Here is a 14,762-nt window from a genome sequence, read left to right on the forward strand (position 1 = left end):
TGAGAACGAGTAAAGCATGATATAGCACTAGATAAATTAAGTGTAAAAGAATATGAGGATCCCTTTAGGGATAGTGGTAAGTAATACCAAAGCCTCTTTGAGAGGCAAGTGACGAGTCAAGAGCAATGAGGCTTGAACAACGTGAAAGCCAGCGTCTTTAGGCGCTGGCTGGTAATTTGGGCTTATAGCCCTGGTTCAAACTACCCGTTAGACGGGTGGTTATGATTGGCTTTGTTGAGCTGTTTGTAGAGGGTTAGGTGAGGGTGTTCTTCCTGAAGGTCATTTATTTGGATTGTACTGACCCCAAAAAGTTAGACAAATAATTATTGAAAGGATTTAGTTCTGTACTGCACAGGACTAAGTCCTTTTCTACCATTTGTCAAGTATATCAAGGTATTTGATGAAAAATAGTTTGATTTCCATAGTCAAACTAAGGAAATTGTCTTTTTCTGAACTAAAGTTTAGTGAAAAAGTGTACACTAAACCAACACCTTATCTGGTGATTTTTTTGATAAAGCGTTACAATAATATGGCATAAACAATTTTACCGATTTTGGGTAGAAGTATAATCGTAAAGTTTGTTATGCGTTATAAGGTAATACATTGTTCTAATGAGACGATGTATAGAGGCAATCGTGTGTGGTTTGGTTGAAGTCACTTGCGATTGTCTTTTCCGTTTCTCATAGAAGTCTGCGATATGACAAGGATTGGTGTGGCTAGCTGAAGCTATGTTATGAATGCACTTAAAGAGAATCTTTCTGGCATAGGGATTCCCACGTTTAGTGATATGTTCCTTGGCTAGAAAGTTTCCAGATTCATAGTGTCTGAGGTCAATGCCGATAAAAGCATTGATTTGATTGGCAGAGTGAAATCGACGAATGTCACCAAGTTCGCCAATAATACTTGTCGCTGTGGTTTCAGCTATTCCAGAAATAGAGAGAAGAATCTCGTATTCTGGCAAAGATTGAGCCAATGCTACCATCTCCTCTAAAACACCTTGTCTGTGTTCAGAAAGCCTAAGTAACTCCCCTGCATAGTATTTGACCTCTTCTATCACTGGAGAGGTTTTTTTGACCGCACAATAAGACTGATTAGCTAGTTTTGTAAGCTTATCTACTAAGTAAGTCACACGTTTTTCAGAGATGCGTTTCGCCGTAGACTGACGGATGATAGCTGTTAATGTGGCGTCATCTGACTCCAGTACAAAACTATTACATGGAAAAGTCATGACCAAGTTCCAATATTGTTCCCCAGTTGGTGCCGACAAGATGTTTTCCAATTCAGGAAAAGTGACCTGTAAAACCTTGTGCAGACGGTTTTTAGTGCAGACGATATCCTCAGTAAGATTCTGATAGAAACGGCTGAGATCGCGTAATTCTTGATAAAGCGCTTCTTGGACATAGCTTGGTTTACGATTGAGGATGAACTGAGACGCAGCTAGTTTTTCAGCGTCAATCCTATCGGTTTTACGTACTCTTAAGCTATCTAGTTGTTTTTTGGATTCTAAGGGATTGAGCCGTGTATAAGCGTAACTATTATCCTCAAAGAAGGCCTGAAGACGACGAGAATAGACACCAGTCGCCTCGAAGACAATCTCTGGCTCGTGAACAGTCTTCAAGTCCCCAAGTAGTCGATTAAATCCGATGGCATCATTGGGTATGGTATAGCCATGTACTTTTTCTCCATTGACCAAGATGGCCACTTCTGAATTTGCTTTACTCACGTCAATTCCAAAAACTACTCGCATGATATTACCTCTTTGTCTTGAATGATTCCTTGCTTTAGTGATGTCATTTTCAATACTCGACGTTTTTCGTCCCACATACTTTGATAACATTCTTCCTAAAACAGGTGTCTTGTCAGTTTTAGTTACGACGTCTAGCGCCAAAGGACTTATCGACTTAACAAGACACCACTACTTTAACATAACGAAAAAGTAGTGAGTACTTTCTCCCGTCGGAGATTTCCTCACTACTAATCTTAGTATGTTTTAGTTTTACCTTAATTCGTTTGTTGTTGTAATAATCAATATAGTCTACAATAGCCTGTTCCAATTGGTTAAGTGATTGGAAGGTCTTCTCATAGCCATAAAACATTTCGGATTTCAAAATGCCAAAGAAAGATTCCATCATGCCATTGTCTGTGCTGTTACCCTTACGTGACATGGATGGCTGAATCCCCCTACTCTCTAAGAACTGATGATAAGAATTGTGTTGGTATTGAAAGCCTTGGTCACTATGGAGAATAGTATTCTCGTAGTATTCCTCTGAGAAGGCTTGTTCTAACATCGTCTTTACTTGTGCTAAGTTCGGTGACCTAGAAAGATTATAGGCGATAATTTCGCTATTAAAGTCATCTAAAACTGGCGATAAATAGAGCTTTTGACTGCTTGATGGAATGGCAAACTCTGTCACATCTGTGTAGCACTTTTCCATTGGTTTAGAGCCTTCAAATTGACGTTGAATGAGGTTATCTGCTTTCTTGCCAACGTCTCCTTTATGAGAAGAATACTTGCGTTTCTGTCGCATTTTAGCTTGTAAATTGAGTACTTTCATCAAGCGTTGAACTCTTTTATGATTGACCAGATAACCACGATTTCTTAGTTCTAAATGAATCCGACGATAACCATAATTTCCCTTGTGTTCGGTAAAAATGGATTGAATTTCATCTTTAAGCTCTTGGTCCTTATCTGGTTTGTTTAGCTGTTTCAAGTGATAGTAGTAGGTAGAACGAGCGAGTTTAATGGCTTTTAGAAGAATATCTAACGAAAAATCAGCGATTAATTCTCGAACAATTTCCGTCTTTCTTCTTTCTCTTTTTCCTCCTTCAATCGGAGTTCTCTCAACTTTTTTAGAATGGCATTCTCCGCTCTTAGGTATTGCAGCTCTTCTTGTAGACGCTCTAACTCTGTCAATTCCTCAGGCTTTTTCTTCGGTTTACGTCCCATTTTAGATGGTCTCCCTCTTGTTTTCTCAACAATAGTATACCCATTTTTCTTATATTGTGCCAGCCAATTTGAAAGTATTCCTTGGTTTGGGAGAGCATAATCAAGGCTGACACTTCTACGTGAACGACCTTCAAGTAAGACTTTATCAATCATTTCTTGTTTTAGTTCTGGAGAATAATAACAATTCTTACCTTTCTTGACAATCTCTATTCCATAACGGTCAATTAATTTCACCATGTACTTTAGCCCAGAAAAATCTACATCAAATCTTTTTGAAAGCTCCTTGAAGCTATGACCTTGATTCCTAAGTGAATAGATCTGAACTTTATCCTCATAAGTTAATTTCATAATAAAATACCCCCAAAGTTAGATTTTTTCTGTCTAACTTTGGGGGTGCAGTTCAGATGTGGAGGATTTTTTAATGCCAGCACTTTCATAAGACCCTGGGCAGAGTCCAGCCCATGATGCTAAGTGTGCATCGGACGGAAAGGATGTAACAGTTGGTCCAATCTCAGCTAGAATAGTGGCAGCACAGTTTTCATTCACACTGGGAATGGTTTGAAGTATCCTATTTTCCTCAGGGGAACTCCTTTTCGATGTAGTGTTGAATCTCATCGGTCAGTTTTTCAATGAGTTCCTGATACATCTGACATTCCTCTAAACTCTGGTCTAAGAGAAAGAGGTCTTCTAATGACAACTTTCCTTCCATCGCTTCAACGAGTTCTTCTGGACTTGCTTTCACTCGCTTTTGGATACAAGGGATAACAGATTCTACATTAATTGTTTCTCCGTTAATGAAATAATTTTAAAAGTCCTTGCCCCGTCTTAGAAAAAATATCAGAAAGATAACTGGTTAGCTTGATATTGGCCCGTTGTAAGAGATTGTGAATTTCATTTTTAACTTGAGTTTGACGTTGTTTATAAGAACGTAGTCTACGAATCAGTAAACGAAGCTGTACCACTTCAGGGGCAGGAATATAGGAAGGTTCAATTAGTCGGCAACGGCCGAGTTGAGCAATCCATTCAGCGTCCTTCATGTCTGTTTTTCGACCAGGCACATTCTTGATATGTTGAGGATTGGCAAGTACTAAGACGAGATTAGAATCTGAAAAGATATTAAAGAGAGGGAGCCAATATTGCCCAGTACTTTCAAAAAAGACATGTGTGACGTGATTTTCTACCATCCAAGCTAAGGCATTTTGAAGAGCTAGAGTAGTTGTCCCAAATTTCTTCTGAATTTTCTTTGGCTTATTGGTATCTAGTGGACCATCTAGAATACAACAAACGATAGACTTTTGGTGGACATCAATTCCACAATATGTTTCAATCATGACTTCCATTATAAAAACCTCCTGTTAACTATTTGAACAATAGAACAAGAGGCTAATTGTAAGATATTTTCATGCTCAAGGCATATTCGAGTTTTCTCATGAATCTTGTTCATCCAGTTTTTTATACAGGCTAAGAAAAGCCCTATTAAACACCACGGATTTGTATTGTTCACCTTCATTATAAGCTAAGCTTCTTTTTCTGCCTGCTTAGAGTTTTTGTAGCTGAGATACTTTTTGTCTCAGACTCTTTTAGATACTATTTTTCTGAGCCAATAGTTGGTTGATGTGGGCCACTTTCTTGGCATCTCTCTTGTAGAGGATAAACCAGATGATCAGGTAGAGGATGACAAATTCGGGGATGAGTTGAAGGATGAAAGTCCAGCTAAGTGGAAACCAACCTGCCAGAATTGCTAGAGGAACAAAACCTAATAGCATGAGGAAGAAGTGAGTGACAGTCGCACGAAGAAGGCTCCAGTCTTTGGCAAAGAGACGGCTACCAAAACTAAAGAGGACTCCGATAGCTGCCCAGATAATCGTAGAGTAGAGCAAGACCAGAGAACCATGGGCTTGATGCTCTCTCATGAATTGACCAACGGGAGATTCAGGGCTGAGAGGTGCGTAGTTGCTTGGTGAATAGATAAAAGAAAAGATGATAGATAGGATGAGGCCGATGAGGATACCAGTTGAGGCATCGTGAAATACTTGTTTTTTCATAGTTCTAATTTCTCCTTAATAGTTTTGAGGTAACGGCGAGATGAGTAGGTGAAACTTTCGTTTTTAAGATAAATTTCAATCAAGCCGTTAGAGGTTAGTTTTAGATGACTAATAGCATCGATATTGACAATTTCCGATTGGGAAATTTGGATAAAGGAAGCAGGTAGAATTTCACTTGCTTGGTAAAGACGAATGTCAAGCGCATAGGTTTGGCTATCCGTTTCAGCTAAAACTTTGCGATTTTCAATAATATATACGTTGAATCTTACTAATCTGAATTAAGTAATCCTGATCTTGAAACTTCCCTTTGATGGTTCCTTTTTGATCCAGGGATTGGACAAAGTCTTGGACTTTTTGAACTCGGGTGGAAAAGGTTGGCGCTCCGATTATGATTTGTTCTTCAGTATGTTGTGCATCAATGTCAAGTCTGACTTTCATATTTTCTCCTTTGTAAAGTTGTAGTAGAGATCTCTTACTTACAAATCTATTAAACACCATTTTTTAGACAATTACAAGAAGCTTTGTCTATGTGGTCGGTTGAAGAGTCTATCTGGTAGGAGAGCGTTTTCAACTAAATTTAAGAGCAAAGAAGTCAAAAAATAAGTAGAAATATATTGACAAAAATAGAAAAAACGTAGTACAATAATAGACGGTACTTTTTACTTTTGGTCTCTCAAGAGTGTACAGGGACGTGCTGACAAATGTTGCAAAAGTACACACAGATGATAGCTGTCACCAAGTGTATCATCACCAAAAATAAAAAAACACAGGAGAATGTAGATGCCTACAATTAACCAATTGGTTCGCAAACCGCGTAAATCAAAAGTAGAAAAATCTAAATCACCAGCTTTGAACGTTGGTTACAACAGTCATAAAAAAGTTCAAACAAACGTTTCTTCACCACAAAAACGTGGTGTTGCAACTCGTGTTGGAACAATGACACCTAAAAAACCTAACTCTGCCCTTCGTAAATTTGCTCGTGTACGTTTGAGCAACCTTATCGAAGTTACTGCCTACATCCCAGGTATCGGACACAACTTGCAAGAGCACAGCGTGGTTCTTCTTCGTGGTGGACGTGTAAAAGACCTTCCAGGGGTACGTTACCATATCGTCCGTGGTGCACTTGATACTGCAGGTGTTAACGATCGTAAACAAGGCCGTTCTAAATACGGTACTAAACGTCCAAAAGCATAAGGAAAGGGGATAAAGAGAAATGAGTCGTAAAAATAGAGCTCCAAAACGTGACGTATTGCCAGATCCGCTTTACAATTCACAACTAGTTACTCGTCTTATCAACCGCGTTATGCTTGATGGTAAACGTGGTACAGCTGCTTCAATCGTTTACGGTGCTTTTGAGCAAATCAAAGAAGCTACTGGAAACGATGCACTTGAAGTATTTGAAACAGCTATGGAAAACATCATGCCTGTACTTGAAGTACGTGCACGTCGTGTTGGTGGTTCTAACTACCAAGTCCCAGTTGAAGTTCGTCCAGAACGTCGTACAACACTTGGACTTCGTTGGTTGGTAACAATCGCTCGTCTTCGTGGTGAACACACAATGCAAGACCGTCTTGCAAAAGAAATCTTGGATGCTGCTAACAACACTGGTGCAGCTGTTAAGAAACGTGAAGACACTCACCGTATGGCTGAAGCTAACCGTGCATTCGCACACTTCCGTTGGTAAAATTATGATGCTAGGAACGGTAAGGATGCAAGGTGAAAATAGGAAACTGACGCAGTATTCGATGAATACAAGGAAGTTTATCTTTTTCACCAGGCATCCCGTTCCAGCTCAAATAGGCTAACTAACATTAGTCTAGGTTCAATTCAACTTCCCATCTCACAAGTTGAAACCAACTAAACAAGATAAGTAATGAGAACGGGTGGGTCCTGCCTATCCGTTTTTATTGAAATCGTGTTATAATAGAATAGAAATAAAAAATATAGGAGAAACAAACCTCATGGCACGCGAATTTTCACTTGAAAAAACTCGTAATATCGGTATCATGGCTCACGTCGATGCTGGTAAAACAACTACAACTGAGCGTATTCTTTACTACACTGGTAAAATCCACAAAATCGGTGAAACTCACGAAGGTGCGTCACAAATGGACTGGATGGAGCAAGAGCAAGAGCGTGGTATCACTATCACATCTGCTGCGACAACAGCTCAATGGAACAACCACCGCGTAAACATCATCGACACACCAGGACACGTGGACTTCACTATTGAAGTACAACGTTCTCTTCGTGTATTGGACGGTGCTGTTACAGTTCTTGACTCACAATCAGGTGTTGAGCCTCAAACTGAAACAGTTTGGCGTCAAGCAACTGAGTACGGAGTTCCACGTATCGTATTTGCCAACAAAATGGACAAAATTGGTGCTGACTTCCTTTACTCAGTAAGCACACTTCACGATCGTCTTCAAGCAAACGCACACCCAATTCAATTGCCAATCGGTTCTGAAGATGACTTCCGTGGGATCATCGACTTGATCAAGATGAAAGCTGAAATCTATACTAACGACCTTGGTACAGATATCCTTGAAGAAGACATTCCAGCTGAATACCTTGAGCAAGCTCAAGAATACCGTGAAAAATTGATCGAAGCAGTTGCTGAAACTGACGAAGAATTGATGATGAAATACCTTGAAGGTGAAGAAATCACTAACGAAGAATTGAAAGCTGGTATCCGTAAAGCGACTATCAACGTTGAATTCTTCCCAGTATTGTGTGGTTCTGCCTTCAAGAACAAAGGTGTTCAATTGATGCTTGATGCGGTTATCGACTACCTTCCAAGCCCACTTGATATCCCAGCAATCAAAGGTATCAACCCAGATACAGAAGAAGAAGAAACTCGTCCAGCATCTGACGAAGAGCCATTTGCAGCTCTTGCCTTCAAGATCATGACTGACCCATTCGTAGGTCGTTTGACATTCTTCCGTGTTTACTCAGGTGTTCTTCAATCAGGTTCTTACGTATTGAACACTTCTAAAGGTAAACGTGAACGTATCGGACGTATCCTTCAAATGCACGCTAACAGCCGTCAAGAAATCGACACTGTTTACTCAGGTGATATCGCTGCTGCCGTTGGTTTGAAAGACACTACAACTGGTGACTCATTGACAGATGAAAAAGCGAAAATCATCCTTGAGTCAATCAACGTTCCAGAACCAGTTATCCAATTGATGGTTGAGCCTAAATCTAAAGCAGACCAAGACAAGATGGGTATCGCCCTTCAAAAATTGGCTGAAGAAGATCCAACATTCCGCGTTGAAACTAACGTTGAAACTGGTGAAACAGTTATCTCTGGTATGGGTGAGCTTCACCTTGACGTCCTTGTTGACCGTATGCGTCGTGAGTTCAAAGTTGAAGCGAACGTAGGTGCTCCTCAAGTATCTTACCGTGAAACATTCCGCGCTTCTACTCAAGCACGTGGATTCTTCAAACGTCAGTCTGGTGGTAAAGGTCAGTTCGGTGATGTATGGATTGAATTTACTCCAAACGAAGAAGGAAAAGGATTCGAATTCGAAAACGCAATCGTCGGTGGTGTGGTTCCTCGTGAATTTATCCCAGCGGTTGAAAAAGGTTTGGTAGAATCTATGGCTAACGGTGTTCTTGCAGGTTACCCAATGGTTGACGTCAAAGCTAAGCTTTACGATGGTTCATACCACGATGTCGACTCATCTGAAACTGCCTTCAAGATCGCGGCTTCACTTGCCCTTAAAGAAGCTGCTAAATCAGCACAACCAGCTATCCTCGAGCCAATGATGCTTGTAACAATCACTGTTCCAGAAGAAAACCTTGGTGATGTTATGGGTCACGTAACTGCTCGTCGTGGACGTGTAGATGGTATGGAAGCACACGGTAACAGCCAAATCGTTCGTGCTTACGTTCCACTTGCTGAAATGTTCGGTTACGCAACAGTTCTTCGTTCTGCATCTCAAGGACGTGGTACATTCATGATGGTATTTGACCACTACGAAGATGTACCTAAGTCAGTACAAGAAGAAATCATTAAGAAAAACAAAGGTGAAGACTAATCAGTCCTAACTCTAGAAGGAAGTCACTTAGTGGCTTCCTTTTTTGTATAGTTCCGATAAATTTTATAGATTCTGAAAATATCTACTCATAAAAATTTCATATAAAAATGAGTTAAAGAAATTTGCGAAAGAAATATATAATATAAATAGAAATAAGTTGAAAAAGAATATAAATTACCTTTTAAAAACTTATAAAAAAAGGAGAATATTCATAAATAAACGTTAAAATAGAAAATTCAGAAAATTTCTTCTTTTCTCTTGAAAAATTTTGAAAAAATGGTATGATAGTAACAAGTTATTTTTAAGAGAAGAGAAAGGGGAACAATGGAGAAAATCAGTTTAGAATCTCCTAAAACGGGTTCGGACCTAGTTTTGGAAACACTTCGTGATTTAGGAATTGATACCATCTTTGGTTATCCTGGTGGTGCAGTCTTGCCTTTTTATGATGCGATATATAATTTTAAAGGCATTCGCCACATTCTAGGGCGCCATGAGCAAGGTTGTTTGCATGAAGCTGAAGGTTATGCCAAATCAACTGGAAAGTTGGGTGTTGCCGTCGTCACTAGCGGACCAGGAGCAACAAATGCCATTACAGGGATTGCGGATGCCATGAGCGACAGTGTTCCCCTTTTGGTCTTTACAGGTCAGGTGGCGCGAGCAGGGATTGGGAAGGATGCCTTTCAGGAGGCAGACATCGTGGGAATCACCATGCCAATCACTAAGTACAATTATCAAGTTCGTGAGACAGCTGATATTCCGCGGATCATTACGGAAGCTGTCCATATCGCAACCACAGGACGTCCAGGACCAGTCGTCATTGACCTACCTAAAGACGTATCTGCTTTGGAAACAGACTTCATCTATTCACCAGAGGTGAACCTACCAAGTTATCAACCAACTCTTGAGCCAAATGATATGCAAATCAAGAAAATCTTGAAGCAATTGTCCAAGGCTAAAAAGCCAGTCCTGCTAGCTGGTGGTGGAATTAGTTATTCCGAGGCTGCGGCAGAACTAAATGAATTTGCAGAACGCTATCAAATTCCAGTGGTAACCAGCCTTTTGGGGCAAGGAACGATTGCAACGAGTCATCCACTTTTCCTTGGAATGGGAGGAATGCACGGGTCATTCGCAGCTAATATTGCCATGACGGAAGCTGACTTTATGATTAGTATTGGTTGCCGTTTCGATGACCGCTTGACTGGGAATCCTAAGACTTTCGCTAAGAATGCTAAGGTTGCCCATATTGATATTGATCCGGCCGAGATTGGCAAGATTATCAGTGCAGATATTCCAGTAGTTGGAGATGCTAAGAAAGCCTTGCAAATGTTGCTGGCAGAACCAACAGTTCATAACAATACTGAAAAATGGATTGAAAAAGTCACTAAAGATAAGAACCGCGTTCGTTCTTATGATAAGAAAGAGCGTGTAGTTCAGCCGCAAGCTGTCATTGAACGAATTGGTGAATTGACGAACGGAGATGCCGTTGTGGTAACAGACGTAGGTCAACACCAAATGTGGACAGCCCAGTATTATCCTTACCAAAATGAACGTCAGTTAGTGACTTCAGGTGGTTTGGGAACGATGGGATTCGGAATTCCAGCAGCAATCGGTGCTAAAATAGCTAACCCAGATAAGGAAGTAGTCTTGTTTGTTGGAGATGGTGGTTTCCAAATGACCAATCAGGAATTGGCTATTTTGAACATTTACAAGGTGCCAATCAAGGTGGTGATGCTGAACAACCACTCGCTTGGAATGGTTCGCCAGTGGCAGGAATCCTTCTATGAAGGTAGAACATCTGAGTCGGTCTTTGATACCCTTCCTGATTTCCAATTGATGGCACAGGCTTATGGCATTAAAAACTATAAGTTTGATAATCCTGAGACCTTGGCTCAAGACCTTGAAGTGATCACTGAGGATGTTCCTATGCTAATCGAGGTAGATATTTCTCGTAAGGAACAGGTGTTACCGATGGTACCAGCTGGTAAGAGTAATCATGAGATGTTGGGGGTGAAGTTCCATGCGTAGAATGTTAACAGCAAAACTACAAAATCGTTCAGGAGTCCTCAATCGATTTACAGGTGTCTTATCTCGTCGTCAGGTTAATATCGAAAGCATCTCTGTTGGAGCAACAGAAGATCCTAATGTGTCGCGTATCACCATTATTATCGATGTGGCTTCACATGATGAAGTGGAGCAAATTATCAAACAACTCAATCGTCAGATTGATGTGATTCGCATTCGTGATATTACAGACAAGCCTCATTTGGAGCGCGAGGTGATTTTGGTTAAGATGTCAGCGCCAGCTGAGAAGCGCGCTGAGATTCTAGCGATTATTCAACCTTTCCGTGCAACGGTGGTGGATGTAGCGCCAAGCTCGATTACCATTCAGATGACAGGGAATGCAGAAAAGAGCGAAGCTCTATTGCGAGTCATTAGACCATACGGTATTCGCAATATTGCTCGAACGGGTGCCACTGGATTTACCCGCGACTAAAAATCCAACTTAAATTTGTTAAACCAGCCAAAAAGGCAATAAATAATAGAAAAGAGAGAAAAACTATGGCAGTTCAAATGGAATACGAAAAAGATGTTAAAGTAGCAGCACTTGACGGTAAAAAAATCGCCGTTATCGGTTATGGTTCGCAAGGACATGCGCATGCTCAAAACTTGCGTGATTCAGGTCGTGATGTCATTATCGGTGTACGTCCAGGTAAATCTTTTGACAAAGCCAAAGAAGATGGATTTGACACTTACACAGTAGCAGAAGCAACTAAATTGGCTGACGTTATCATGATTTTGGCACCAGACGAAATCCAACAAGAATTGTACGAAGCAGAAATCGCTCCAAACTTGGAAGCTGGAAACGCAGTTGGATTTGCTCATGGTTTCAACATTCACTTTGAATTTATCAAAGTACCTGCGGATGTAGATGTTTTCATGTGTGCTCCTAAAGGACCAGGACACTTGGTACGCCGTACTTACGAAGAAGGATTTGGTGTTCCAGCTCTTTACGCAGTATACCAAGATGCAACAGGAAATGCGAAAAACATTGCTATGGACTGGTGTAAAGGTGTCGGAGCAGCCCGTGTAGGTCTTCTTGAAACAACTTACAAAGAAGAAACTGAAGAAGATTTGTTTGGTGAACAAGCTGTACTTTGTGGTGGTTTGACTGCCCTTATCGAAGCAGGTTTCGAAGTCTTGACAGAAGCAGGATATGCTCCAGAATTGGCTTACTTTGAAGTTCTTCACGAAATGAAATTGATTGTTGACTTGATCTATGAAGGTGGATTCAAGAAAATGCGTCAATCAATTTCAAATACTGCTGAGTACGGTGATTATGTATCAGGTCCTCGTGTGATTACTGAGCAAGTTAAAGAAAACATGAAAGCTGTCTTGGCAGACATCCAAAATGGTAAATTTGCAAATGACTTTGTAAATGACTATAAAGCTGGACGTCCAAAATTGACTGCTTACCGTGAACAAGCAGCGAACCTTGAAATTGAAAAAGTTGGTGCAGAATTGCGTAAAGCAATGCCATTCGTTGGTAAAAACGACGATGATGCATTCAAAATCTATAACTAATTGATAGAAATTAAGGTGAAGGCGAGTTGGGGGACTAACTCGCTTTTATAATCAATTCATCTCTTTTTAAAAGATGGATTACGATAAGTATGAAATAGTCTAGGAGAAAAAGATGTTAAGTTCAAAAGATATAATCAAGGCTCATAAGGTCTTGAACGGTGTGGTTGTTAATACACCGCTTGATTATGACCATTATTTATCGGAGAAGTATGGTGCTAAGATTTATTTGAAAAAGGAAAATGCTCAACGTGTTCGCTCTTTTAAAATTCGTGGTGCCTATTATGCCATTTCCCAGCTCAGCAAGGAAGAGCGTGAGCGTGGGGTAGTCTGTGCTTCTGCAGGGAATCATGCGCAGGGAGTAGCCTATACTTGTAATGAAATGAAAATCCCTGCAACTATTTTCATGCCCATTACTACTCCGCAACAAAAGATTGGACAAGTTCGCTTTTTTGGTGGGGATTTCGTAACCATTAAATTAGTTGGAGATACTTTTGATGCCTCAGCCAAAGCAGCTCAAGAATTTACAATCTCTGAAAACCGTACCTTTATTGATCCTTTTGATGATGCCCATGTTCAAGCAGGTCAAGGAACTGTCGCTTATGAGATTTTAGAAGAAGCTCGAAAAGAATCGATTGATTTTGATGCGGTTTTGGTTCCTGTTGGTGGCGGCGGTCTCATTGCTGGGGTTTCTACTTATATCAAGGAAACAAGTCCAGAGATTGAAGTCATTGGGGTGGAGGCTAATGGAGCGCGTTCCATGAAGGCTGCTTTTGAAGCTGGTGGTCCAGTCAAACTCAAGGAAATTGACAAATTTGCGGATGGGATTGCTGTGCAAAAGGTAGGTCAGTTGACCTATGAAGCAACTCGTCAACATGTTCAAACTTTGGTAGGTGTTGATGAGGGATTGATTTCTGAAACCTTGATTGACCTTTATTCTAAGCAAGGGATTGTCGCAGAACCTGCTGGAGCGGCTAGTATCGCCTCTTTAGAGGTTTTGGCTGAATATATCAAAGGGAAAACCATTTGTTGTATCATTTCTGGGGGAAATAATGATATAAACCGTATGCCAGAAATGGAAGAGCGTGCCTTGATTTATGATGGCATCAAGCATTACTTTGTGGTCAATTTTCCACAGCGTCCAGGAGCTTTGCGTGAATTTGTAAATGATATCCTGGGACCAAATGATGATATCACACGTTTTGAGTATATCAAACGAGCTAGCAAGGGAACAGGGCCAGTATTGATTGGGATTGCTTTGGCAGATAAGCATGATTATGCAGGTTTAATTCGTCGAATGGAATGTTTTGATCCATCTTATATTAACTTAAATGGTAATGAAACGCTCTATAATATGCTTGTCTGAGGACTAATAAAAAAATATCATATTATTTGCACAACTGATGTATAGGTGCTATAATGAGGGTGAAGAAAGGGGGCGATTCCTATGGACTTAGGAAATCGATTACGCTATTTCTATCACAAGTCATTATAGTACCTATTATTTTTTGATTCAGTTTATAGTAAGGGAGTAAAATTACTTGTTATATAGAAGGAGTTTTTTGGAATCTACTATTTTATATATAGCTAATCTGAGATTTGGCTAAATATAATAGGAATTAGAAAAAATAATCAATACTAATGGGATGCCTATACTGAGGTTGCTGAGAAGAGTGATGGGATACTGAGAAGATAAAAACAGTGGAAACTGTTGGAAGGTAGGATACTATTGTTTCCTAACTACTCATCTTTTTATAGGTTTGAAGAAATAAAAAATCTTGATAAAGTAAATAAATAGTACCAGTTGAGCAAGTGAAAAGTTCTTATGCAGACAGGAAGAAAATCAAAGAAGGAGAAAGAATAGATAGTAATAGTGTGGAGAGAAAGTCGTCCGCTATTAGAAATATCATTTTAAAGTTAGATAAATAGAATAAAGTTGAAGATAAAACCTGTCTAATCTATCAAGGGTTGCTATTTGTAAGGTATGAATATTTTTACAAACAAAAGAGTTAATAATGCAATTATTTTAAAGGTATTTACTAATGGTTTATAGTAAGTAAAAACCTATATATTATAAGCTTTAATAAGATAGTAACAGAAAAATAAATCATTAATTTTATTGAATATATGTTTTTTTATTGACAAAAA

Annotated in this window: 12 protein-coding genes and 2 pseudogenes; 8 read left to right on the forward strand and 6 right to left on the reverse strand. The window is 39.8% G+C overall.

The genetic code is table 11. From position 1 onward, the window contains the following. Nucleotides 1-84 (forward strand): annotated as a pseudogene (locus QM959_RS07900) (IS200/IS605 family transposase); the annotation flags it as partial. Nucleotides 85-544: 460 nt separating this feature from the next. Here QM959_RS07900 and QM959_RS07905 read toward each other — a convergent pair. The 6 genes and pseudogenes from QM959_RS07905 to QM959_RS07930 form a co-directional block, all read right to left on the reverse strand. Then, nucleotides 545-1,747 carry an IS110 family transposase gene (locus QM959_RS07905; RefSeq protein WP_414372563.1) on the reverse strand — a complete coding sequence of 401 codons (1,203 nt, stop codon included), beginning with the start codon at nt 1,745-1,747 and terminating at the stop codon, nt 545-547. Nucleotides 1,748-1,901: 154 nt separating this feature from the next. Next, a protein-coding gene (locus QM959_RS07910; protein ID WP_414372564.1) for an IS3 family transposase occupies nt 1,902-3,295 on the reverse strand; the annotation gives its coding sequence in 2 pieces (ribosomal slippage) (nt 1,902-2,854 and nt 2,854-3,295; 1,395 coding nt in all). Nucleotides 3,296-3,328: 33 nt separating this feature from the next. Further along, nucleotides 3,329-3,562 (reverse strand): transposase, encoded by a 234-nt coding sequence (locus QM959_RS07915; protein ID WP_414372566.1) that lies wholly within the window; start codon nt 3,560-3,562, stop codon nt 3,329-3,331. 176 nt (nt 3,563-3,738) lie between these two features. Next, complete coding sequence (locus QM959_RS07920) at nt 3,739-4,287, reverse strand: IS110 family transposase (RefSeq protein WP_414372568.1); 549 nt, start codon at nt 4,285-4,287, stop codon at nt 3,739-3,741. Between the two features lie 240 nt (nt 4,288-4,527). After that, nucleotides 4,528-4,992 (reverse strand): DUF3021 domain-containing protein, encoded by a 465-nt coding sequence (locus tag QM959_RS07925; RefSeq protein ID WP_414372569.1) that lies wholly within the window; start codon nt 4,990-4,992, stop codon nt 4,528-4,530. Next, nucleotides 4,989-5,430 (reverse strand): annotated as a pseudogene (locus tag QM959_RS07930) (LytTR family DNA-binding domain-containing protein). Before QM959_RS07930 ends, QM959_RS07925 begins: the two are co-directional and overlap by 4 nt. Nucleotides 5,431-5,772: 342 nt before the next feature. On the opposite strand from QM959_RS07930, the gene rpsL reads away from it, so the two are divergent. From rpsL to ilvA, 7 genes are all read left to right on the forward strand, one after another. Continuing rightward, on the forward strand, nt 5,773-6,186 hold the full coding sequence (rpsL, locus tag QM959_RS07935; RefSeq protein ID WP_001142332.1) for a 30S ribosomal protein S12: 414 nt from the start codon (nt 5,773-5,775) through the stop codon (nt 6,184-6,186). Nucleotides 6,187-6,205: 19 nt separating this feature from the next. After that, nucleotides 6,206-6,676 carry a 30S ribosomal protein S7 gene (rpsG, locus tag QM959_RS07940; protein ID WP_000087873.1) on the forward strand — a complete coding sequence of 157 codons (471 nt, stop codon included), beginning with the start codon at nt 6,206-6,208 and terminating at the stop codon, nt 6,674-6,676. Between the two features lie 277 nt (nt 6,677-6,953). Further along, nucleotides 6,954-9,035, forward strand: a complete 2,082-nt coding sequence (fusA, locus tag QM959_RS07945) for an elongation factor G (protein ID WP_414372571.1) — start codon at nt 6,954-6,956, stop codon at nt 9,033-9,035. A gap of 324 nt (nt 9,036-9,359) precedes the next feature. After that, nucleotides 9,360-11,060, forward strand: a complete 1,701-nt coding sequence (locus QM959_RS07950; RefSeq protein WP_414372573.1) for an acetolactate synthase large subunit — start codon at nt 9,360-9,362, stop codon at nt 11,058-11,060. Beyond that, nucleotides 11,053-11,529: an acetolactate synthase small subunit gene (gene ilvN, locus QM959_RS07955; RefSeq protein ID WP_001253803.1), complete on the forward strand. Its 477-nt coding sequence runs from the start codon at nt 11,053-11,055 to the stop codon at nt 11,527-11,529. Before QM959_RS07950 ends, ilvN begins: the two co-directional genes overlap by 8 nt. A 65-nt stretch (nt 11,530-11,594) precedes the next feature. Continuing rightward, nucleotides 11,595-12,617: a ketol-acid reductoisomerase gene (gene ilvC / locus QM959_RS07960; protein WP_000290683.1), complete on the forward strand. Its 1,023-nt coding sequence runs from the start codon at nt 11,595-11,597 to the stop codon at nt 12,615-12,617. Nucleotides 12,618-12,729: 112 nt separating this feature from the next. Continuing rightward, nucleotides 12,730-13,980, forward strand: a complete 1,251-nt coding sequence (gene ilvA / locus QM959_RS07965; RefSeq protein ID WP_414372575.1) for a threonine ammonia-lyase IlvA — start codon at nt 12,730-12,732, stop codon at nt 13,978-13,980. Nucleotides 13,981-14,762 lie beyond the last annotated feature (782 nt).

This window comes from Streptococcus mitis, assembly GCF_047459985.1.
Classification (GTDB): domain Bacteria; phylum Bacillota; class Bacilli; order Lactobacillales; family Streptococcaceae; genus Streptococcus; species Streptococcus mitis_DZ.